General features: G+C 65.5%; 24 protein-coding genes. 11 read left to right on the forward strand and 13 right to left on the reverse strand.

The window, feature by feature from the left end:
* Position 1 precedes the first annotated feature (1 nt).
* A complete protein-coding gene (locus ACVZTU_RS04615) occupies positions 2–667 on the forward strand; it encodes a DNA alkylation repair protein (protein ID WP_427846183.1) in 666 nt (221 codons plus the stop codon).
* On the opposite strand, the gene ACVZTU_RS04620 is transcribed toward ACVZTU_RS04615, so the two are convergent.
* Positions 656–1,729, reverse strand: a complete 1,074-nt coding sequence (locus tag ACVZTU_RS04620) for a saccharopine dehydrogenase NADP-binding domain-containing protein (RefSeq protein ID WP_139469369.1) — start codon at positions 1,727–1,729, stop codon at positions 656–658. The two genes, ACVZTU_RS04615 and ACVZTU_RS04620, sit on opposite strands and share 12 nt — an antisense overlap.
* 70 nt (positions 1,730–1,799) lie before the next feature.
* On the opposite strand from ACVZTU_RS04620, the gene ACVZTU_RS04625 reads away from it, so the two are divergent.
* Positions 1,800–2,765: a GlxA family transcriptional regulator gene (locus tag ACVZTU_RS04625; protein ID WP_139469370.1), complete on the forward strand. Its 966-nt coding sequence runs from the start codon at positions 1,800–1,802 to the stop codon at positions 2,763–2,765.
* Between the two features lie 22 nt (positions 2,766–2,787).
* Here the strand turns inward: ACVZTU_RS04625 and ACVZTU_RS04630 are convergent, their stop codons facing one another.
* The 4 genes from ACVZTU_RS04630 to ACVZTU_RS04645 all read right to left on the reverse strand — a co-directional run bounded on the left by ACVZTU_RS04630 (position 2,788) and on the right by ACVZTU_RS04645 (position 5,673).
* Positions 2,788–4,197 (reverse strand): amidase, encoded by a 1,410-nt coding sequence (locus tag ACVZTU_RS04630; RefSeq protein ID WP_482401509.1) that lies wholly within the window; start codon positions 4,195–4,197, stop codon positions 2,788–2,790.
* Positions 4,198–4,267: 70 nt separating this feature from the next.
* Positions 4,268–4,630, reverse strand: a complete 363-nt coding sequence (locus tag ACVZTU_RS04635; RefSeq protein ID WP_482401510.1) for a winged helix-turn-helix domain-containing protein — start codon at positions 4,628–4,630, stop codon at positions 4,268–4,270.
* 13 nt (positions 4,631–4,643) lie between these two features.
* A complete protein-coding gene (locus tag ACVZTU_RS04640) occupies positions 4,644–5,066 on the reverse strand; it encodes a hypothetical protein (protein ID WP_139469372.1) in 423 nt (140 codons plus the stop codon).
* A 157-nt stretch (positions 5,067–5,223) separates the two neighbouring features.
* Positions 5,224–5,673 carry a flavodoxin family protein gene (locus ACVZTU_RS04645; RefSeq protein WP_482401511.1) on the reverse strand — a complete coding sequence of 150 codons (450 nt, stop codon included), beginning with the start codon at positions 5,671–5,673 and terminating at the stop codon, positions 5,224–5,226.
* Positions 5,674–5,731: 58 nt separating this feature from the next.
* On the opposite strand from ACVZTU_RS04645, the gene ACVZTU_RS04650 reads away from it, so the two are divergent.
* The 3 genes from ACVZTU_RS04650 to ACVZTU_RS04660 all read left to right on the forward strand — a co-directional run bounded on the left by ACVZTU_RS04650 (position 5,732) and on the right by ACVZTU_RS04660 (position 7,806).
* Complete coding sequence (locus tag ACVZTU_RS04650) at positions 5,732–6,643, forward strand: Sir2 family NAD-dependent protein deacetylase (RefSeq protein WP_482401512.1); 912 nt, start codon at positions 5,732–5,734, stop codon at positions 6,641–6,643.
* Between the two features lie 67 nt (positions 6,644–6,710).
* On the forward strand, positions 6,711–7,301 hold the full coding sequence (locus ACVZTU_RS04655; protein WP_139468730.1) for a TIGR03085 family metal-binding protein: 591 nt from the start codon (positions 6,711–6,713) through the stop codon (positions 7,299–7,301).
* Between the two features lie 103 nt (positions 7,302–7,404).
* Positions 7,405–7,806: a DUF4190 domain-containing protein gene (locus ACVZTU_RS04660; RefSeq protein ID WP_181270946.1), complete on the forward strand. Its 402-nt coding sequence runs from the start codon at positions 7,405–7,407 to the stop codon at positions 7,804–7,806.
* Positions 7,807–7,901: 95 nt separating this feature from the next.
* Here ACVZTU_RS04660 and ACVZTU_RS04665 read toward each other — a convergent pair whose 3' ends face one another.
* Genes ACVZTU_RS04665 through ACVZTU_RS04700 form a run of 8 tightly spaced genes read right to left on the reverse strand, consistent with a single transcriptional unit; the run spans position 7,902 to position 13,686 of the window.
* Positions 7,902–9,509, reverse strand: a complete 1,608-nt coding sequence (locus ACVZTU_RS04665) for a polyamine aminopropyltransferase (RefSeq protein WP_482401513.1) — start codon at positions 9,507–9,509, stop codon at positions 7,902–7,904.
* On the reverse strand, positions 9,506–9,934 hold the full coding sequence (locus ACVZTU_RS04670; RefSeq protein WP_052240077.1) for a DUF350 domain-containing protein: 429 nt from the start codon (positions 9,932–9,934) through the stop codon (positions 9,506–9,508). Before ACVZTU_RS04670 ends, ACVZTU_RS04665 begins: the two co-directional genes overlap by 4 nt.
* A 28-nt stretch (positions 9,935–9,962) precedes the next feature.
* A complete protein-coding gene (locus ACVZTU_RS04675) occupies positions 9,963–10,403 on the reverse strand; it encodes a hypothetical protein (protein ID WP_218973644.1) in 441 nt (146 codons plus the stop codon).
* Positions 10,400–11,026 carry a DUF2617 family protein gene (locus ACVZTU_RS04680; RefSeq protein WP_482401514.1) on the reverse strand — a complete coding sequence of 209 codons (627 nt, stop codon included), beginning with the start codon at positions 11,024–11,026 and terminating at the stop codon, positions 10,400–10,402. The genes ACVZTU_RS04675 and ACVZTU_RS04680 overlap by 4 nt, the downstream gene beginning before the upstream one ends.
* The gene (locus ACVZTU_RS04685) at positions 11,026–11,676 is read right to left on the reverse strand and encodes a DUF4178 domain-containing protein (protein ID WP_482401515.1); all 651 of its coding nucleotides are present in this window, start codon (positions 11,674–11,676) and stop codon (positions 11,026–11,028) included. The genes ACVZTU_RS04680 and ACVZTU_RS04685 overlap by 1 nt, the downstream gene beginning before the upstream one ends.
* A gap of 24 nt (positions 11,677–11,700) precedes the next feature.
* Positions 11,701–12,729, reverse strand: a complete 1,029-nt coding sequence (locus tag ACVZTU_RS04690; RefSeq protein ID WP_181270944.1) for a GNAT family N-acetyltransferase — start codon at positions 12,727–12,729, stop codon at positions 11,701–11,703.
* A 31-nt stretch (positions 12,730–12,760) separates the two neighbouring features.
* Entirely contained in the window at positions 12,761–13,027 is a 267-nt protein-coding gene (locus tag ACVZTU_RS04695; protein WP_139907172.1) for a hypothetical protein, read from the reverse strand.
* Complete coding sequence (locus ACVZTU_RS04700) at positions 13,024–13,686, reverse strand: DUF1707 SHOCT-like domain-containing protein (RefSeq protein WP_181270943.1); 663 nt, start codon at positions 13,684–13,686, stop codon at positions 13,024–13,026. Before ACVZTU_RS04700 ends, ACVZTU_RS04695 begins: the two co-directional genes overlap by 4 nt.
* 92 nt (positions 13,687–13,778) lie before the next feature.
* On the opposite strand from ACVZTU_RS04700, the gene ACVZTU_RS04705 reads away from it, so the two are divergent.
* The 6 genes from ACVZTU_RS04705 (at position 13,779) to ACVZTU_RS04730 (ending at position 21,531) form a co-directional block, all read left to right on the forward strand.
* Entirely contained in the window at positions 13,779–17,183 is a 3,405-nt protein-coding gene (locus ACVZTU_RS04705) for a DNA polymerase III subunit gamma and tau (protein WP_482401516.1), read from the forward strand.
* Complete coding sequence (recR, locus tag ACVZTU_RS04710; RefSeq protein WP_025780860.1) at positions 17,180–17,785, forward strand: recombination mediator RecR; 606 nt, start codon at positions 17,180–17,182, stop codon at positions 17,783–17,785. The genes ACVZTU_RS04705 and recR overlap by 4 nt, the downstream gene beginning before the upstream one ends.
* 145 nt (positions 17,786–17,930) lie before the next feature.
* Complete coding sequence (locus ACVZTU_RS04715) at positions 17,931–18,560, forward strand: hypothetical protein (protein WP_482401517.1); 630 nt, start codon at positions 17,931–17,933, stop codon at positions 18,558–18,560.
* Positions 18,560–18,793: a helix-turn-helix domain-containing protein gene (locus tag ACVZTU_RS04720; protein WP_139468723.1), complete on the forward strand. Its 234-nt coding sequence runs from the start codon at positions 18,560–18,562 to the stop codon at positions 18,791–18,793. The genes ACVZTU_RS04715 and ACVZTU_RS04720 overlap by 1 nt, the downstream gene beginning before the upstream one ends.
* Before the next feature lie 363 nt (positions 18,794–19,156).
* Positions 19,157–20,482 carry an aspartate kinase gene (locus ACVZTU_RS04725; RefSeq protein WP_139468722.1) on the forward strand — a complete coding sequence of 442 codons (1,326 nt, stop codon included), beginning with the start codon at positions 19,157–19,159 and terminating at the stop codon, positions 20,480–20,482.
* On the forward strand, positions 20,479–21,531 hold the full coding sequence (locus tag ACVZTU_RS04730) for an aspartate-semialdehyde dehydrogenase (RefSeq protein ID WP_139468721.1): 1,053 nt from the start codon (positions 20,479–20,481) through the stop codon (positions 21,529–21,531). Before ACVZTU_RS04725 ends, ACVZTU_RS04730 begins: the two co-directional genes overlap by 4 nt.
* The last annotated feature ends 299 nt before the right edge of the window (positions 21,532–21,830 follow it).

Below are 21,830 nucleotides of genomic sequence, written 5' to 3' on the forward strand. Positions count from 1 at the left end.
GATGACCACCAGCACCGAGGTGCTCGCCACCCTGGCCTCGCTCGAGGACGAGAAGATCCGCGCCGTCAACGCCCGCCACGGCGACGACCACGCGGTCAACCTGACGAAGCTGCGCGCCGTGGCGAAGGACCTGAAGAAGAACGATGAACTCGCCTCCGAACTGTGGGACTCCGGTGACACTGCGGCCCGCCTCGTCGCGATCCTCATCATGCGTCCGAAGGCCTGGAGCGAAGCACAGCTCGATGAGATGCTGCGTGACTCCCGTGTCCCGAAGGTCCACGGTTGGCTGGTCAGCTATATCGTCAAGAAATCGCCCCACGCCGAGGCGCTGCGCCGGTCGTGGATGGACGATCCGGATCCCGTGGTCGCCTCCGCCGGGTGGGCGCTGACGAGCGAACGGGTGAACCGGAACCCCGAAGGCCTCGACCTGCCCGGTCTGCTCGATGTGATCGAGGCCGAGATGTCCGATGCCCCCGAACGTCTGCAGTGGGCGATGAACGAGACGTTGTCCTATATCGGCATCGAGAACCCGGACCTGCGGAAACGTGCCATCGACATCGGTGAGCGCCTCGGCGTTCTCCGCGACTACCCGACCTCGCCCGGCTGCACCTCGCCCTTCGCCCCGACCTGGATCACGGAGATGGTGGCTCGGAAGTCAGCGGATTGATTCGGCAGGCACCTGCCCCGCGAGACCGGACGCCGCTGATTCTTCGTCCGGAGAGCTGATCGTCAGCCAATTCGCGCTCAGGGCGGTGAGGAAGTCGGCGGCGTCGAAGGCCCCGCCCGGCGCCAGAGCCCCTGTGCCGGTGAACCGACCGTCGATGAGGCGGATGGCGGCTTCGACCACGAGTGGGGCGGTGACCTGGTAGATGTCGCGGCCGGACGCTCGCAGTTCGCGTCGGTGACCGGCTCGGTCGAGCCGGACATCGACGGTGAAGTTCTGGGCGGAACGACCGAAGTCATCCACCGCCTGTGGGGCACCGGTCTCCGAATCGGAGATATCGGCCAGCGCGGTCTCTGAGAGGAGATTGTCGATCCGGCGGGCCCGCAGATGCCGGTTCATGGTGATCATCTCGCTGAATGGCTGCTCGCGAACAGTCTGCTCACCGATCGGTGCCGGGAAGGCCCACTGGTGGCGACTGGGCTGTGGGGAGACGGGAACGAGCATCGATTCGGACACCCTCAGTCGAGTGGCTGTGTTGCGTCGGCCTGTGATCCGAGTCCCCGGGGTCGGCCACCACCGGTCGAGGCCGATGGCGACTGTCACCGAGTCGATCTCCTCCCATTCACCGGCAGCGGCGGTGACGAGGAGGTCCGCCAGTCCGCCGTAGAAGGACATGGCCGGCACCACTGCCGTGCTCATCGGTGTCCGATTCGATCCGAATGTCTCGAAGAGTGCCTGCACGGACCCCTGTTCGGCGGAGACATCGAGGTAGTGGGCCCCGGCGCGGGCGGCTGCTGCGGCCAATGGCTCTGCGGTGTCGAGGAATGGGCCGGCGGCGTTGATGACTGCGGCGGTTCCGGCGACTGCGGCATCGAGATCTGTTGTGACGGCGACGTCCGCGACGCGGATCTCCGTTCCCGGAAGATTCTGGGCCATGGCGGTGAGGGCGGCTTCTCTACGACCGGAGAGGATCGGTCGCAGTCCGCGCCGAAGCGCCTCGGCGACGATGAAACGACCGGTATGTCCGTAGGCTCCGTAGACGAGCACTGCTGAGTTCTTCTGCATGGTTCAAGCTCATCACCGCGCGGCTGCGGGCACCAGGAGACGATGGGACACTCTGCGTACAATTTCAGACATGCATACCGTCGGGCTGGCCCTGCACCGAGATTCCATGCTCTATGAGACTGCGATCGCCGCCGAGGTCTTCGGCACCGATCGCTCTGATTTCACGCCGCAGGGTGATTGGTACGACCTCATCGTGTGCACCCCCACCGGCGATGACGCAAACTGGCTTCCGCAGGGTCGCAGAGGCGACTTTGCCGATCTGCTCGACGTGGATTCGATCGTCGTGCCCTCGACCACCGTCCTTGACGGAGAACCGGATCCGCAGCTTCTCGAGGTGCTGCGAACCGCCGCCGCCGACGGCATCAGGATCTCCAGCCTGTGCACCGGATCCTTCGTCCTCGCTGCGGCGGGTTTGCTCGATGGGCGTCCGGCGACCACGCATTGGATGCACGCGGCCGAACTCTCCCGACTGCATCCGAGAGTCGATGTCCGCGACAATGTCCTCTACGTCGATGACGGGACGATTCTCACCTCCGCGGGAAAGACCGCCGCTCTCGACCTGTGTCTGCATCTGGTTCGCCTCGACTTCGGAGTCGCGGCAGCCAATGCGCTCGCCCGCACGCTCGTGGTGGCCTCGCATCGACCAGGTGGTCAGAAGCAGTTCGTCATCGCCCCGGCCGATCCTGCGCTCGATGACTGTCTCGGTGCCGCACTCGATTGGGCCAAGGCGCACCTCGACGAGCCGCTCACTGTCGACGACCTTGCCAGTCGGGCCGCCGTAAGCAGCCGACAGCTCGCGCGCCGAATGCTTTCTTCGGTGGGGGTGACCCCGCTCAGATGGCTTCACAACCAGCGGATCCTCCGTGCGCAGGATCTGCTCGAGCGCACCGATGCTGCCGTCGAGATCATCGCCGCCCGCTGCGGGATGGGCAGCGCAGCCACCCTGCGACGTCACTTCCGGAACGAACTGGGCATCAGCCCTACTGCCTACCGGAATGCATTCCACAGCCCCGAGGAGAGACCGCTCGGGGCCTGAGGTGCCCCTGCGGTCGGTGGGCTCAGAGCCCGGCCGGGTGGCTGGTGTGGAAGTCTGTGACCTGCTGGAAGGCATGACCGGCGGCCAGCACCAAGGGTTCGGTGAAGTCACCGCCGACGAACTGTGCTGCCAGGGGAGTGCCCCGGTCGGTGAACCCTGCGGGCAGAGTGATCGACGGCATTCCGCAGTTGTCGATCGGTGCCGTTGGCACGGTCACCGCAGCGAACAGCTTCTGGTCGGAACCCAGGTTCGCCATCTGCGCGATAGTCGGCGAGCCGACGCCGATTCCCGGCAGCAGGAGCAGATCGATATCGGCCATGAGAGTGCGCATACGGCCGGTGAAGTCTCTCCGCGATTCGAGGAGCCGATGGTAGTCGACGGCGGAGAGTCCGCGCCCGATCTCGATGAGACCGGACAGGTCGGGACCGTATTCGTCCGCCCGGGCCGGATACGTCTCCGAATGGACACCGGCGGTCTCGACCCCGCACAGAGCCGTCCATTCCTTGGCCGCGGCCTCAAAACCGGGAGTCTCGACCGCGAGCACCCGCCAGCCCAGGTCGGTCACCGTCTCGATGGTGTCCTCGAGCATCTCATTCGTCGCAGCGTCGAAGTGCTCTTCGGCCAGCTTGCGGTCGAAACCGACGACCGGGGCTCCGTCGACGCGCAACCTCTGCAAGTAGTCCGGTACCGGTTCGAGCGACGAGGTGGGATCGGCCGGATCGTGGCCGGCGATGGCCCGCAGCACGATCGCGGCATCACGGGAGCTGCGGGTCATCGGCCCGATGTGATCGAGGCTGGGAGCGAGTGCGAAGATGCCGTGGCGGGAGACTCGGCCCCAGGTCGGTTTGAGTCCCGTGACGCCATTGGCCGAGGACGGAAGGCGGATCGATCCGCCGGTGTCCGAGCCGAGCGAGGCGAAGCAGAGCCCGGCCGCAGTGGCCACACCGGACCCTGAGGAGGAGACTCCCGACCAGGTGCCGGCATCCCACGGGTTGACCGGGGTCGGCAGGTCGGGATGGTGACCGGTGAACGCCCCCTCGGTCAGACGCAGTTTGCCGAGGATGACGGCTCCGGCGGTTCGCAGTCGAGCGACGACGGTGGCATCGAAATCTGGGCGGAAGTCCGCATGGATCGTGGTGCCCGCACCGGTCGGTGCGTCGTGGGTGTTCGCAAGATCCTTCACCGCCACGGGGACTCCGTGCAGATCGCCGAGCCAGCTTCCGCGGTCCAGGAGGGAATCGGCGCGGTCGGCCTCAGCGAGGGCCGATTCGGCCATGACCGTGGCGAAGGCCTGCAGTCGGGGCTCGAGGCTGTCGATGCGTTCGAGCATCGCTTCGGTGACCTCACGCGAGGACAGCTGCCTGGTTCGGATGAGTGTCGAGACTTCGTGGAGCTCGAGGAACGGGATCTCGGTGCTCGTCGGTGTGGTCATCATGCCTCCCTGCATCGGTTTCCATCACCCTAGTCGATCTTCTCACCAGGGTGAACAGTCATCTACGGGGCTATGCTCCGGCCAGTTCCCGCAGTGCTTGGATGTGTGCCTCGAGACGTCTGCTCCCGTCTTTGCTGATCGAGACCCAGGTGCGCGGGCGTTTGCCCACGTACCCTTTCTTCACCTCGATCATTCCGGCCTTCTCGAGTGCGGTGATGTGCCGGGAGAGCACGGAATCGGAGACGCCGAGACTGTCGCGCAGCAGTTTGAACTCGGCCCTGTCCCGGTTCTTCAGGCTGGAGACGATGCCGAGCCGTGTGGGGTTGTTCAGTTCCGGTTCGAGCCGGGTCAGTGAGTCGCCGAGGTGGGGGATCGTCTCGTCTTCGGTGTGCGCGTCCTCTGGTTCGGTCGCGGAGTTCTGTTTCGCAGTCATCGTCGGTTCCTCCTCAGCGGCGCAGGGCCAACAGGGAGAAGACCGGGGCGGCGACCCACAGCACCCCTGCGGCGATGAACGGGATCGGACCGCCGGCGGCGAACGAATCGGCCATGACGCCGGCGACGAAGGCGACGATGATGACGCCCAGCCATGTCAGCAGCAGAGCCGTGGAGCGGCGGCTCCAGGACAGGGCCTTGACGAGGTAGACGACCAGTGCCGGGACGAGCCAGCTCAGTCCGGCTCCGGCGATGATGAGCTGGGTGGTGTTGTCGTCGATGATGCCGATGGCCATGAGACCGACGGAGAGTCCTGTGGAAAGGACGAAGAGCAGAGTGACCAGCGGCCACGCATCTCCACTGCGGGCCCGGGACTGGTTCGCTTCGACCTGGCTGAGAAGATCTGCCGCCTGCTGCGGGGTGGGGTTCGCGTTCATGTCGGTTCCTTTGAGTGGTGGTAGCTCTGTGAAAGTAATTCCATAGTACCAACTACTTTCCATAATGGAAAGTACTTTCATCAGAAACTCCCCCATTACTACCTGACGGCGGCCCAGCTACCTCGCGCGAGGTGGCTGGGCCGCCGTCAGGTAGCAATTAGGGGGTGGAGACTGCGACTGTGGCGGCCAGCTCCGTGGCCCGCTCCAAATGCTCCTCGGTGACTTCGCCGGTGAAGATGAGGGGGTCGAAGGCGAGCTTCCAACCTAGGCCGGTCGTGATCTGCTTCATCGCGGTCTCGGCACCGGTCGTGTCGTAGCCGCCGTGGATCCAGTAGGAGAACGGCCTGCCGGCGGTCGGCTCGCGCACCGCGTCATAGGTGGTGTCGAAGAAGTGCTTGAGGGCACCGGAGATATAGCCGAAGTTCGCGGTCGTGCCGAGCACATAGGCATCCGCGGCGAGCACATCCTCGACGCTCGCCTCCAGCGCCGGGCGGATGGTGACGTCGATGTCGCCGAGCTCGGGCATACGCAACCCGGATTCGGCCGCCTCGGCGATCCGTACCGTCGCAGCGGACGGGGAATGATGGACGAGCAGAACGTTGACCATGGCCCCACCCTAGCCCCGGCCGGTGCCCTCCGTCAGCTGCCATGTCTACAGTGGAGCCATGGCAGTCATCTTCGACCCCCTGCGCGGACGCGTGCGTCCGGAAGCCAGCCACCCCGATGCCGCGATCATCGACGTGCTCACGAGGACCTATTCCGGCGCGGACTGGGCGGTGCTCACCGGGGCGGGAATGAGCACGGATTCAGGCGTGCCCGACTACCGTGGACCGGATTCCCCGCCGCGGAAGCCGATGACGATCCAGACCTTCCTCTCCCACCCCGATCAGCGAGCCAGGTACTGGGCACGGTCATGGATGGGGTGGCCGCGGATGCGCGGCACTCGCCCGAACCAAGCTCACCTCGGCCTGGCCGAGCTGTCCGTGGCCGGGATCATCACCCAGAACGTCGATGGACTCCATCAGGCCGCCGCCGAGGCGGTCGCCGCCGACCGCGGGAACGACGCCGGAGCCCCGGCGCCGAGTCCCGTCATCGACCTCCACGGCAGCCTCGACCGAGTGATCTGCCTGAGCAACGGACACCTGTTCGACCGCGACTGGGTACAGCGGAGACTGAGCGAACTCAACCCGGACTTCGCCGAGGAGGTCGGCATCGACCCCATCGACGTCGAAACCGCACCCGACGGCGACGTCGAACTCGAGGACACCGCCGGATTCGCAGTCCTCGACTGCCCCGAATGCGGTGGACTGCTCAAGCCCGATGTCGTCTATTTCGGCGATTCCGTCCCGGCCGCCAGGGTCCAGGCAGCCAATCGGATCGCCGACGAGGCTGCCGGACTCGTGGTGCTCGGTTCCTCGCTGGCGGTGCTCTCCGGACTGCGGTTCGTCCGGACCGCAGCGAAGGAAGGCAAACCCGTCGTCATCGTCACCGACGGGCCGACCCGCGGAGACGAATTCGCCGACTTCCGGTCGATCTCCCGCGTCGCCGACTTCGTCACCGCGTGGGCAAGCCGGTGAGGAGATCAGGCTGCGATTCGGCCAGGCATCCAGGGGAGTCCAAGCCGGGAATGGAAGACTGAGAGTCATGAGAGACAATCTGGCTCGCGCCGAACGACTGCGCCTTGTCGACACAGCCCGCCGTGCCGGGGACGACGCACCCACCCTGTGTGAAGGGTGGACGGTCAGGGACCTTGCCACCCACCTCGTCATCCGCGAACGTCATCCCCGCGCTGCCGCGGGCATCTTCATGCCGAAGTTCTCCGACCGCCTGCAGGCGAAGGAAGACGAGTACGCCGAGATGCCGTTCAGCCGGCTGCTCGGACTCGTCGCCGCACCGCCGAAGTGGACCCCGGGCGCCCTGCCGGGAGTGGAGACGGTGATGAACACGACCGAGTTCCTCGTCCACCACGAAGACATCCGCCGCGCCGCGATCGAATGGATTCCGCGTCGGCTGTCGAAGGCGGAGACCGCGACCGTGTGGGCACAGACGAAGGTGGCCCTCCTGCCCTACGCGGCGAAGGCGAAGGGGCCCGTGACGATCGAAGCCCCGGGCTTCGGTACCCGCACAGCAGGGAAGAAGGGCAGCGGTGAGGCCACGACGATCACCGGGGCACCTCTCGAGCTGCTTCTCTACCTCATGGGACGAGAAGGCCACGCACTCGTCGACGTGCGCTGAACTTCGGGAAAACCCTATCCAGGTCGGGGGATTGGTCCCTGTCGGCGTCCGGTGACGTCTTCCTAGGCTGGTATCAACAGCCGATACCAAGGAGACCAGCACCATGAACGCAGCACCCACCCCGACTCCCGATCAGTTCGACCAGACCTCCGCGGGACAGTACCCACGCCCGTCCGCCGGGCAGTACGAAGCACCGCAGAGCTACCCGACGCAGTACCGCAATGGCCAACGCGCCGAGGAGGATCCGGGCAAGGTGCTCGGCATCGTCTCGCTCGTGGCGACCCTGTCGACCTTCCTCGGATTCAACTTCATCGGACCCGTCGTCGGCATCATCACCGGTCACATGGCGCGCAAGCGCTCACAAGAAGCAGGTTTCGGAGACAACGAGATGGGCAAATGGGGCTTCATCTTGGGCCTCGTCTTCCTCGGTCTCCTTGTCCTCGGATGGGCACTCGGAATCTCCTTCGGCATCGTCGGCGGCCTGGCCAGCCTCATGGCCGGCTGACCGCGACAAGAAGGCAACACCGACAGAGAAACCGCAGAGGGCCGACCCATGTGGGTCGGCCCTCTGCCGATTTGAGAAGCTCGTGTCAGACGAATTCAGTATCCGACCCAGGCTCCGCGTTCCTGGTCGAGGACACGCGGGTGCAGCAGCGTCGAGGCTTCGACCTTGCCCACAGCCGCGCGATCACGGTCCGGTGGGAACGTCGTCGAGGCGGCGAGCACCTCGGCGGTGGCGAATTTCAATCCGTCCGGAGCATCATCGGGAACGGTCACCTCGGGGCCCTCCCCGTCGAGATCGGCGAGGAAATATCCCCAATCACCGAAGCTGGGGACATCGACGTGATACGGAGTCGTCGACAGTCCCGCCTCGGCGACGGCCTCACCGATGCCCCAATAGGCTTCAGGGGCGAAATAGGGGGAGCCGGCCTGGACGACGAGGCGCGCCTCCGGGGACATCACCTGGCGGATGAGCCCGTAGAACTCGATGCTGTAGAGCTTCGACGTCGCCACATCATCGGGGTCGGGAAGATCGGCGATGACCGCGTCATAGGCCGAATGCTTCGCCTCCCGCAGCCACGTGAAGGCATCGGCGGCGATCGTTGTCACCCGCGGATCGTCGAGGGAGTCGTCGTTGAACGCGGTGAAGTGCTCCGAGGTCTTCGCCAGTTCGAGGACCGCGGGGTCGAGGTCGACGAGCGTGACGGACTCGACGTCGGGATACTTGAGGATCTCGCGTACGGCCAATCCATCGCCGCCGCCGAGGACGAGGACGTTGCGGCACGGACCGTTCAGCAGCGGATGGACGAGGCTTTCGTGATAGCGGTACTCATCGGCCGAGGCGAACTGCAGATCCCCGTTGAGGAACAGCCGCGTATCACCGGTCCTCTTCGCCTCGGTGAGCACGATCTCCTGGTAGTCCGACCGCTGCGAATACACGATCGGATCCCGGTAGAGACGCTGCCGGGTGGTGACTTCGATGTCGTCGGTATACACCCACACCACGGTGAGCCCGCCGAGGATGAGCACAAGCAGCGCTGCCAACATGAGTTGGGCGGCGCGGCTGAGTTCGGAGCGGAAGAGCCAGAGGACGATGAGGATGCCCACCAGCGCGTTCGTCATCCCCACGGCCAGCGCACCGCGCGGCAGACCGAGCAGCGGCAGCAGGAGGAACGGGAAGGCGAGCCCGCCGATGAGTCCGCCCACATAGTCGGCGGCGAAGAGGTCGGCCACTGCGCTCGAGGCCTTCTGCGCGCGGATGCGTTGGACGAGCTCCATGAGCAGCGGGATCTCCGCGCCGATGAGCGCGCCGATGACGAACGCGAGGGCCACCATGGCCACCGTGTAGACGTCGGCGAACGCGAAGGCGAGGTAGAGCAGGATGACGGAGAGCCCGCCGATGATGCCCAGGGCCGCCTCGATGAGGGCGAAGGAGACCGCGGCGAACCCGGTCAGCCGCTTGGTCGCCAGCGAGCCCACACCCATGGCGAAGACCATGACGGCCAGGACGATGGAGGCCTGGACGATGGTGTCGCCGAGCAGATAGGACCCCAAGGCCACGAGCGCGAGCTCGTAGACCATTCCGCAGCTCGCGCAGATGAACACGGCGAGCAGGACGAAGAATCGGGCCGGCCCCGGACGCATCGGGAGGGTGATCGGTCGGGCCGCCTCGGTGGTGGTGCCGGAGCCGTCGTCAGCGGTGTTCAAAGGAGGGCTGCGGCCATGATGCCCGCGATGCCCAGGTGGGCGGTGGCGTTGACCCAGACCTCGGGGTGCATCTGTGGGGAGTTGATGATGTCGCCTGTCTTGCCCGGGGTGAGCAGGCCGATGAGCACGAAACTCACTCCCATGAGGATGATGCCGAGGATGCCGAAGACGAGGGTGGACAGGATGCCCGCGGCCAGGTCATCGGAGCTGGCGCGGATGGCTGCGATGACGATGATCGCGACTCCGGCCAGGTCGGAGGCGACGAGGACCGCGGCATTGCGCGACTTCTGCTCCCACAGGATGACGTGGAGCTTGCCCGGGGTGAGCAGGTCGACGACGAAGTAGCCGATGACCATGAGGAGGAGTCCGCAGCCCGCATAGGAGAGGACGACTCCGGTCTCGTAGATGAGGTAATTCAGGAGCATGTCTGCCTTTCGCTGTGCCTGATCGTGCCTATTTTCCGGTGCCCGGTCCGCCGCCGCGGAAGCCGGAGCCGTCGCCGTAGTTCGATCCGCCGCCGGTGAAGAACGGGAGGAAGAAGAAGCCGCCGCCTCCGGAGCGGGATGTATCGCAGCCGACGTAGTCATAGCTGCTGCCGTTCTTGACGTAGTCGCCCTCGCCGGGGTTCGAGACGTATTGGCCGTTGCTGAGGTCGTAGTCGCCGCAGTTCGCCGACGACCCGGACGAACCGCAGCCTCGGAACATATTGCCGATGACGATGAGGATGACGACGAAGAAGATGATCGTTCCGCAGCCGATGCGGCGCGGCTTCCGCCCCGATCCGCCGCCGGGCCGCTGCGGTCCGCTGGGACGCTGGGGGCCGGAAGGGCCGGAGTTTTCGCGGTCGAAATCGAAAGAGCCGCCGCCCATCGAGACGTTCGGTCCCTGGCTCATGTCGACCTCCTCAATTCGGAGCTGCTGTGCACGATCTCTCCATGCTGCGGGTAGCAGTGCCACGACTGCCAGGCGATCCGTTCGGGACCTGCTGCGGTCAGCGACAGTGCCGTCAGCGCGCCGGGCTGTCCGGGGAACGCGACCGAGAGGTGGTCGTCTGCGGTGAGGGCACGGTCGGCACCGACGGCGAGCACCTCGGCGGCGGCCGTCGGGAAGTCCCCGGACACGTGGGTGCGGGTCGCGGTGAACCGGTGTTCGGTGAAACCGGCCCACCGACCGTGGCGGATGTGTTCGCGGTCCCACCGCGGTCGTTTCGGAGACGAATCGTCCCCACCCTCGCCGAGGCAGGCGAAGGTCTCGATGAACACATCGGTGGGCCCGGCGCTCAGGACCGCCTGGTGGGAGGAACCGATGACGGTCAGTGTCAGGGTCAGCTCTGGCGTCGCCTCGGCGAGGATGGGCCCGGTGTCAGCGATCACTGTGTCAGTGGGTGCGGCTACGGTGGGCACATCGATGCGGCGGACAGCCAGCGGGGCGATCCGGTCGTGGTCGAGGCTCAACCGCAGCGCCTCGGCACTGGTGTCGGTGAAGGGGACGTCGAGCGGGCGGGGGAGGGTGAGCATCAGCTGCCGGAGTAGATGGTGAAGGAACCGGTCGGGATGGTCTCTCCCGTGCTCACTTCCCAGCGTCCGTGGTCGAAGCGTTCGAAGGCGAGCAGGCGGCCGCCGCCGGATTCGTAGTCGACATAGTCGACCCCGCCCTTCTCATTCAGTCCCGTGGTGCCTTCGGACCGGTAGGATGCGGTGCCGTGCTCGACGAGGTCGTAGTCGGTGCCGTCGATGGTGATGGTCCGGGCCTTCGGCTCGATATCGAGGTCGGGGCGGTCGCGCCAGCGGGCGACCTGCACGTCGGGATCGCGTTCGACGCTCAGCCACATACGGGTCGCCGAGGCGTCGGCCTGGAAGAAGTGCTCGGCCCAGTCGTAGCCGCCCTCGGAGATGCGCAGGGTGCCGCGGACGAAGAACTTCTCGTTGCCGAATTCGAGGAGATCGCCGGCCTTGATGGTCTCGGGATCACCGCCGGTGTTCTGGTCGGCGGCGAAGGGATCGCGCGGGGCGGTCGGCTGCTGCGTCTGCTCCTGCTTGCGGGCCTTGTTGGCGCGAGAGCGGATGACGAGCACGGTCACGAGGACGACGATGATGAAGACGAGGACGGCGATGAGGAGTTCTGTGGGCACGGCGGTCTGCTTCGATTCGATGGCCGGACGGGTCACCGCCCACTCTAGTCGACCGGAATGTCACGCGCGGCTGTGATCGGACTTCTTCTCCAGAGCGGTCATCGTATCGGCGATGAAGAACCCGAGGTCGCGGTTGAGTGCGAGCATCGGTTCGTTGTCCGTCGCCGTGTACGTCTGCACCCATTTCGCCGAGACGGTCGCCGCGACCGCGGGCAGCTGACGCAGGTTCGCGACCTTGAGTGCCCGCCCGATCCCGCGGCCTCGATAGGCACGGTCGACGAGCGTGTCCTCCTGGATGACGATCTGCGGATCGTGGGACGAGACCATGATCTCCGTATAGCCGACGGCGAGTTCGCCCACGTGCGCCATCGAGCTGACCAAGGTCCAGCCCTGCTCTTCCATCCGCTCCTCATGGCAGCGGATCGCCGCAGTGCTGGCATGGGTGGCGGAGCGGGTGAGCTTGCCGACGGGCACGTCCTCATCCATCTGCACACGCAGCTGGGTCCAGGACTCCAACACCTCCTCGGGGCAGGCTCCGATCCATGAGGTGACCGAGAAGTCCGGGTCCTCCCTGATCACCGGCACAACCGTCGACGCCCCCGAATCCTTGTACCGATTCGCATCGGCGTCCAGGTAGGCGGGCAGGTCGAGCAGCAGCCGGTGCTCTTCGTTGCCGATGCTCATCCCGTGCGCCTGCGCGAAGGCGACCCCGGCCGGGCAGTAGGTTTCGGTCTGCACGATCTCCGAGGAATCGTCACCATCATCGAGGAACTGTGCGGCCGCCTCGGCGAGGGCAGTGCCGAAACCCTGCCGACGGTGAGCCGAGAGGACACCGAGTTCGATATCGGTCGGAGTTTCGGGGGAGAGACTGATCTCGACGCCGCCGATGATCTCCTCGCCGAGCCGGCCCACCAGGGCGATGTCCTGTCCTCCCGGGCGCGGGTGGGCGAATTGGGTCAGCGTCGTCTCGGCGCTGCGCCACCAGGCGGCGGTGCGGCCCTCGGTGTAAGCGGTGCGCATGACGTCGTTCCACGTCAGCAGCGCAGATTCATCGTCGGCGGCGATGCGCGTGATCTGAATCTCAGACATAGTGAAAGTCGATCACGGTAGGTGCCGGTTTTCAAGGACGCCGCGGTTCGGGGTCCTCGGGACGGTCAGGGTCGTCGGTGCTGTTCGTTCCCTCGGGGTCGGACGGGTCCGCAGCGGAAGCGCGGTCGGACGTGTCGGTTGGGGCCGCCTCGGCGTGGGGATCGTGTTTGGGCAGGCGGGAGCCGATATGAGAACCGGGAGTGTTCATCACCCGGTACACGAGGAAGGCACCGACGCAGAAGACGACGATGATGCACAGGGTGAGGAAGATGACAGCACCGAGTCCGGGCTGCATCATTTCGCCATTCGCCGACGGTCGAAGTAGTTCGCGAAGCGGGCCTTGAACGAGCCCATGCCGATCGATCCGCCCACGCGTACGAGGGGTCGGCGGCCGGTCGGAACGGCGTCGACCACGGATTTCACGCTTCCCCAGGACTTTGAGAGCTGGTCGACGTTGACCGCCCAGTCGTCGGGGATGACGACGGTGACCGAGCCCATACCGGCGACGATCTCGATCTCGATGACCTCGAGATCGGTCTCGACCTCGAGGAAGTTCAGCTCGATGTTCGACATCGACGGTTCGCAGCGGATATACGGCGGGACCGCCCACCTGGCGCGGCGGACCGCGGACTCCCAGCCGGCCTTGATGACGAGCGGATCGAAGCGGTCATGCCCCGTGATCGCCATCGCGCGGCCAGGGGCAGGGGCGATCGCCGAGGCGGGGCGGAAGCGATCGGAGGGCAGCTCGGTTGTGAGGTCGGCGAGCACCGCGTCGAGGTCGATGGGGAACTTCGCGGACTGGACCTTCTCCATCCGTTCGTCGAGCTCGTCGACCGTGATCCGACCGTCACCGGCGGCTTCGCGCAGAAGCTCGATCGCTTCATCGCGCTCTTTGTGGCCGATGCGGAAGGTCTTTGCGGGGTCGTTCTCGTCGGGGGAGGGGGTGGCTGAGCTCATGATCTCTATCGTGCCTGATCGGGAAGTCGGCGACAACGGCGGGGAGTCCGGGGCCGTGTCTCGTGTCAGCCGTTGGCATTAGGCTAGGGGACGTGTCCACCGCACTGTACAGAAGATACCGCCCAGAGACCTTCGACGAGGTCATCGGTCAAGAGCATGTGACCGATCCGCTGAAGGCCGCCATCGAACGTGGCCGCATCAACCATGCCTACCTGTTCTCCGGCCCGCGCGGGTGCGGTAAGACCACCTCGGCGCGGATCCTGGCCCGGTGCCTCAACTGCGAGCAGGGACCTACCCCGGTGCCGTGTGGGGAATGCCCGAGCTGTCGGGATCTGGCCAACGGCGGACCCGGCTCGCTCGATGTCGTCGAGATCGACGCGGCCAGCCACAACGGCGTCGATGATGCCCGTGACCTGCGTGAACGTGCCGTCTATGCGCCCGCGCGCGATCGGTACAAAGTGTTCATCCTCGATGAGGCGCACATGGTCACCTCGCAGGGCTTCAACGCTCTGCTCAAGATCGTCGAAGAGCCGCCGCCGCATATCAAGTTCATCTTCGCCACGACCGAACCCGAGAAGGTCATCGGCACGATCCGGTCGCGGACCCACCACTATCCGTTCCGACTGGTGCCGCCGGAGGCCCTGGGCAACTACCTCGAGGAGCTGTGCGCTCGTGAGGGTGTGCAGGTGGCCAAGGGCGTGCTGCCGCTGGTCGTGCGGGCCGGAGGGGGATCGGTGCGTGACACGCTGTCGGTCCTCGACCAGCTCATCGCTGGGGCTGGGCCCGATGGAGTCGACTACGGTCGAGCCGTCGCGCTGCTCGGATACACTCCTGATTCGCTGCTGTCCGACATCGTCGATGCGTTCTCCGCCGGCGACGGTGCCGGGGTGTACCGCGCGGTGGAGCGGGTCATCGAATCCGGTCAGGATCCGAGGCGCTTCGTCGAAGATCTGCTCGAGCGCTTCCGGGATCTCATCGTCATCAACGCCGCCCCCGAGGCGGCCCATGCCTTCCTGCCCGAAGTGCCGCCGGACCGCCTGGAGAGGCTGACCCTGCAGGCCAATGGTTTCGGACAAGGCGAACTCTCCCGCGCCGCAGACCTGCTCAACGTGGGACTGACGGAGATGTCGGGTGCCACCTCGCCGAGGCTGCAGCTCGAACTCATCTGTGCCCGCATTCTGCTGCCCGGTTCCGGCCGCAGCCGGGATGCTGTGCTCAGTCGTATGGAGCGGATGGAACGTCGCATCGGCATGTCGGCCACCGGTGTGGTAGCGAACGTGCCGCCGCCGCAGGCAGTCCCGGATCAGGGTGCGGCGCAAGCCCCTGTGCAGGGGCAGGCACCTGCTGTCGATCAAGGACAGTCGGGCGGTCGACCGCCGGCAGGTGATGCGTCGCCTGGTGCGCCGGGCCGCGGGGCCGGAGCACCGGATGCGGATGCGACCGCCGGTCAGCTCCAGAGCGCGGCTCACGACGACTTCGACGACATCGCGGCCATGGCCGCGGCCGCCGAGTCGATGCTCAACGAACCGGTAGCGCAGCCAGCGCAGCAGCGTGAGCAGGGGCAGCAGCGTCAATCTGATCGGCAGGGGGCGCAAGGGCAGGCCGAGCAACAAGAACAGTCGGATCAGCAGGCTCAGTCGTCTCAGCACGATGGCCAGACCGAGCCGGAGCAGGCATCGCCGTCCGGACCTCAATCTCAGACCGCGCTCGCGGGTCCGCAGCAGCAGTCTGCTGAGGATCCCCGGAGCGCAGCTGACGGCCAGCCGGCGCAGGAACAGCAGCCATCTCCCGATTCGCCGCCCGAGCCTGCGGCCGAAGCGTCGGGCGCGCCGCAGAATGAGTCGCAATCTGTCCAGGACAACCAGCAGAGACAGGACTCTGCCGGTGCCTCCGCACACAGCTCTGCACCGGACTCCGCGCCGGCGAACCAGCCTCAGCGCCAGTCGGCTCCTGCGCCTGCGGCACCAGCCGGACCTGCCGATGGCTCACAACAGTCCGAGCAGGCAGCGGCGCCGGAGGCGACCTCGGTGGCGGGATCCGGCGATATCGGCGGTGAGATCGAAGCGATCCGCCGCGCATGGCCGAGCATCCTCGCCTCGGTGGAGAAGCGCAGCCGACTGACACGAGCGATCATCGCGGCCAATGCGATCCCGCAGTCGTTCTCCGACGGGGTCGTCTACCTCGGCTTCAACAACGCCGGATCCGTGCAGGGATTCCAGCAGCGTGACCATGCGGCCAAACTCGCGGCGGCGATCAACGACGTTCTCGGCATCCAGGCTCGTATCGACGTCGGTGATGTCGGTCGGATCGGCGGAGGAACTGCCGGCGGAGGCAGCCAGGGCAAAGGATCCTCGGCTCCGCCCATGAATGACTCCGGCGGCAATCACGGACCGGCGCCGAGCCAGCGACGCCCGAGTCCGCAGGAAGTCGCCGCAGTCGTCGGTACTCGTGAAGTCGACAAACCACAGGTTGACCACGAGAAGTTCTGGGAACCCAGCGGCCCGACGCAGGGGCCCTGGTCCTCCGACGACGAGGAGGGGGAACAGCCGGGCCCTCCGACTGAACCCACACCTCAGGACAACCCCGGTGAACCGGCCGAAACCACCGAAGAGGGATCGGCCGATTCTGAGCCGGAATCCTCGGTCGCTCAGGTTCCCGCTGCGGACTCGGCCGACTCTGAAGGATCAGACTGGACTGCTCCTGAGCCGAGAGATCCTGACCACGATTCTTTTGAACCAGCGGTCCCGGATGTTGTTGTGCCCGACCTGTCCGACGACGACTTCTTCGGTGCGCCGACAGATGCCGGAACCGAGTCGACCGACTCCGGTAACGCACCGACCGACGACTTCGGACGGTCTGACCACTCGCGCGAGCAGGAACCAGCTCCAGCAAGGTCGTCCGGCTTCGCCGACGATTCGCCGATGGAATATGTCGAACCGCGGTGGGAGGAACCGAATTGGAACGACGGTCCCTCCCCGATCGACCCCTCACCGGTCGATGCGGCATCGACAGGCACAGCCTCGAACGACGTCGACGAGACGAGCGCCGGCAGCGGAGCTGTCGACGTCGGCGCCGTCGTCGTTCCGCCGCCCGACGACGATCTCGACTATCCCGATCTCGGCGACACCACGAGCGACTTCGGAGGAGGTGCCTTCGACCAGTCGGCACCTGCCGTGCAGCCGCCGCCACCGACCCCTGGGGGAGAGGCGAAACCGTTCAAATCGCGCTTCGCCGCACTTGCCGAAAAGCACGGTGCCACCACCACTCCGCCTGCCGGACCCGGCTACGGATCTGCTCCGCAGGCCAACCCGGCAGGCGGGACAGCACCGGGGGCTGCCTCGGCGCCGGGATCGAACCCCTACCCGCAAGGGTCGGGATCGGACGAGGACGAGTATGATCCGGAAACGGACCTCGACGTCTCCGAAGCGCCGCAGATGGGCGTCGATGTGATCGCACGGGTCCTCGGCGGCGAAATCATTGACGAAAGAGAAGTATGAGCGCTGTATACGAAGGTGCCCTTCAGGACTTGGTCGAAGAGTTCGGCAAGCTTCCGGGCATCGGGCCGAAATCGGCCCAGCGTCTGGCGTTCCACATCCTGCAGACGGACTCGCAGGACGTCAATGCGCTGGCCCAGGCGCTCACCGACGTGAAGAAGCGAGTGCGGTTCTGCGAGATCTGCGGAAACGTGTCCGAGGAGGCCGAATGCACGGTCTGCCAGGACCCGCGCCGCGATCGGTCGATGATCTGCGTGGTCGAAGAGCCCAAGGACGTCGTCGCAATCGAACGGACCCGAGAATACCGGGGCCTCTACCACGTCCTCGGCGGAGCGATCGACCCGATGGCCGGAGTCGGGCCCGACAACCTGCGGATCAAAGAGCTCATGACGCGTCTGCAGGACGGTGAGGTCAAGGAGACCGTCATTGCCACCGACCCGAACCTCGAAGGCGAAGCCACCGCCACCTACCTCGTCCGCCTGCTCGGATCACTCGGCGTGACCGTCACCCGCCTGGCCTCGGGGCTGCCCGTCGGCGGCGACCTCGAATACGCCGACGAAGTCACCCTCGGTCGGGCATTCTCCGGTCGTCGCGAAATCGACTGACCGCCTCGGTTTCGCCCTCTTGACACCATATCGATAATCGTAAAACATATTGTTTATCGATATATCGACAAACGATAAATCATCGGATGCGGCGAAGGTCGGCGGAAAGCTCGTCTGCTGCTCGCCGGGACGGGAAGGCGTTGTCATGTCACCGACAGAGGAACAGAGGCCGGACGGCGAACCTCAGAAGCGCAAGGCGTTCGGAACAGGTTACGAACTATGGATCGGTTTAGCGGTCGGCTTCTACGTCATCTATGCCGTCACTGATCTCGTCACGCGAATGATCCGCTCCGAAGTGGCGGTGACGGTGGACTTCTCCGACGGCTCCGCCTCCTCGCTCGATGCCGGGAACGGAGCGGCATCCCTGTCCGGACTCACCGAGATCGTCGTTCCGACGGCCGACGTCTCGGCCGGGGCGGTCGTGCTGGTGACCATTGCCGAAGTCACTCTTATCCTCACCGTGTTGGCGGCCGCGATCTCCCTGGTGCCTGTCATCCGTGACATCGCGGCGGGAACACCCTTCACGCTCCGGGCGTCCCGCGCCTTTGCGGCGTTCGAGTGGATCGTGGCGATCGGGTGGATTCTCCACTTCATCACCAAGGTTCCCGGCGGCAACTGGATCTCCGCCGATATCGGCATCGCTGATGAAGTGGGGCCGGGAATCACCGTCGTCCACGCATTCTTCGTTCTCGGGGCCGTCGGCGGCGCCGAACTGCTGCGGAGGTGCTTCAGATCAGGGCGCGAAGCTCAAGAAGAGCTCGAAGGGCTCGTGTGATGGTCGAGGAATTCGGCTCTTCCCGAGTCATCTGCCACCTCGACAGTCTGCTGACCCGGCGAGACATGAGCCTGACCGAACTGTCCAAGCGCGTTGGGGTCTCGCTCGCAAACCTCTCCGTGCTCAAGAACAACAGAGCGAAGGCCGTGCGCTACTCCACTCTCATTGCTCTGTGCGAGGTCCTCGACTGTCAGCCCGGTGACCTCTTCACCGTGGAGCGACGGTCGGACTGACCGTCAAGAGCAGCGCCCGTCGGCACGAAGCCGGCGGGCCGCCTCGGCGAGTGAATCCGGCGTTCCGCGATGCCTCGTTTATAACGATTTCTGAGCAGGGGCTGAACGCCCGGTGACCAACCGCCGCCTCGCCTATGTGCACAGTCAACGCTCGGGTCTGCAGGGGCGGACGTTCGGCCCGGTCAGGCAGTGTCTGAATGACGGGCGAAGGTGAAGCGGAATGACGCACCTCATACAATGGTTCAGGTGCCGGGAGCCCGACACGGCTGAAATCCTGATCGATGCAGCACGAGACCTCCATGTTTGGAACCATGGAATCGATCGCCTGGCACGGAACTTATCAGCGATAAGGAAGATACTGCAGTGAGCATAGTCGTCCAGAAGTTCGGTGGGTCCTCGGTAGCCGATGCGGAATCGGTCAAGCGAGTGGCCAAACGAATTGTCGAGTACCGTCAAGCCGGTCACGAAGTAGTTGTCGTGGTGTCGGCCATGGGTGACAGTACCGATGATCTCATCGACTTGGCCCAACAGGTTTCCCCCATGCCCCCCGCCCGCGAACTCGATATGCTGCTGACCGCCGGTGAGCGCATCTCGATGGCGGTGCTGGCCATGGCGATCGCCAACCTCGGCTTCGAAGCCCAGTCCTTCACCGGCTCCCAGGCCGGAGTCATCACCGATGAGCAGTTCGGCAAGGCCCGAATCATCGACGTCACTCCCGGCCGCATCCGGTCCTCCCTCGACGAGGGATACGTTGCCATCGTCGCAGGATTCCAGGGCGTCAGCCAGACTGCGAAGAACATCACCACACTCGGCCGCGGCGGCTCCGACACCACCGCTGTGGCACTGGCCGCGTCGCTCGACGCCGATGTGTGTGAGATCTACACCGACGTCGACGGCGTCTTCACCGCGGATCCGCGGATCGTGCCCACGGCGCGCAAGATCGATGAGATCGGCTACGAAGAGATGATGGAGATGGCCGCCTCGGGCGCCAAGGTCCTCATGCTCCGCTGCGTCGAATACGCCCGCCGTTACAACGTGCCGGTGCACGTGCGGTCCTCATTCTCTCGCAACCAAGGAACCTGGGTGACCGATTCACCCATCCCCGAAGCCTTCCGCCAGGGCCGGGGATCATCGACCCCGGCAGCGGAACCAGAAACGGAGTCCACCATGGAACAGGCAATCATCTCCGGCGTCGCCCACGACCGCTCGGAAGCCAAGGTCACGATCGTCGGTGTTCCCGATGTCCCCGGCAAGGCCGCTGAGATCTTCAAGACTCTGGCCAAGCAGGAAGCCAACATCGACATGATCGTCCAGAACATCTCCACCCGCGAGCCGGGGAAGACGGACATCTCATTCACCCTGCCCATGGACGACGGAGCCAAGGCGCTCGAGGCCCTCGACGGTGTGAAGGCAGAGATCGGCTTCGACCAGGTCCGCTACGACGACCAGATCGGCAAGCTCTCCGTCGTCGGCGCCGGAATGCGCTCCCACCCGGGCGTGACCGCGACCCTGTTCGAAGCGCTCAGCGAAGCCCAGGTCAATATCGACATGATCTCCACCTCGGAGATCCGCATCAGCGTCGTCACCCGAGCAGACCTGCTCGACGACGCGGTCCGTGCCGCTCATGCCGCCTACGGACTCGACAGTGAAGACAACGAAGCAGTGGTGTACGGAGGTACCGGACGATGAGCGTCAATATCGGAGTAGTCGGTGCGACCGGCCAGGTCGGCGGAGTCATGCTCGACCTGCTGGCCGACGATCCCGGGTTCGAGATCGGGTCCCTGAGGCTCTTCGCCTCGGCCCGTTCGGCCGGGAAGACGATCGACTTCAAGGGCCAGCCGATCACCGTCGAAGACGCCGCCGAGGCGGATCCGAGTGGACTCGATATCGCCCTGTTCTCCGCCGGTGGGGCGACGTCGAAGGCACAGGCCGAGCGTTTCGCCGCGGCCGGTGCCATCGTCGTCGACAACTCCTCGGCGTGGCGTTCGGACCCGGAGGTTCCGCTCGTCGTCAGCGAGGTCAACCCCAATGCCCTTGATGAGCCGCCCAAGGGCATCATCGCGAACCCGAACTGCACGACCATGGCCGCCATGCCCGTGCTCAAGGCCCTCCATGACAAGGCCGGACTGAGCCGTCTCATCGTGGCTACCTACCAGGCAGTGTCCGGTTCGGGTCTGTCCGGGGTCGAGGAGCTCGCCGGTCAGCTCGAAGCCGGTCTGCCCGATGCCCGCAAGCTCACCACCGACGGAAACGCGGTGAGCCTGCCGGAGCCTGACAACTACGTCGAACCGATTGCGTTCAACGTCCTGCCGATGGCCGGATCGGTCGTCGACGACGGGCAGAACGAAACCGATGAAGAGAAGAAGCTGCGCAACGAGAGCCGGAAGATCCTCGGACTGCCCGACCTGCTGGTCGCCGGCACCTGCGTGCGCGTGCCAGTCTTCACCGGACACAGCCTGAGCATCCACGCCGAATTCGACTCCGACATCAGCCCCGAGCAGGCCACCGAGATCCTGTCGCAGGCACCCGGAGTCTCCCTCGACGAGGTCCCGACCCCGCTCAAGGCCGCAGGTCGGAACGACAGCTACGTCGGCCGCATCCGCGCCGACCAGTCGGCACCAGCAGGCAAGGGACTCGTCCTCTTCGTCTCCAACGACAACCTGCGCAAGGGCGCGGCACTGAACACCGTGCAGATCGCCGCTCTGCTGGCCAAGAAGCTCGAGGCGAAGGCCGCCTGAGCCGGCAAGGCAACGACAGTCAGGTGATGAACCGCCCGGAAGCACACGCTTTCGGGCGGTTCGTTGTTTCCCACAGTCGCACTCGACTGCCCGTCAGCGGCAGTCTCGTTCAAGGCCACGCTCGTTTATCCAGAGTTCCCGCACGCCGGTCGAACTTGTTCAAGCGCAACCGCAGATTGCACGCGGTACACGGAGCGAAAAGTGCGCTCCGCCTTGAACGAGCGGACCTCGGGTGACGGTATGGGTGCCAAGTGTCGAAAGTGGCCAGAACATATAAAAGCGTTGCTATATATAAATAT

It is taken from the genome of Brevibacterium sp. OS20, assembly GCF_056837565.1.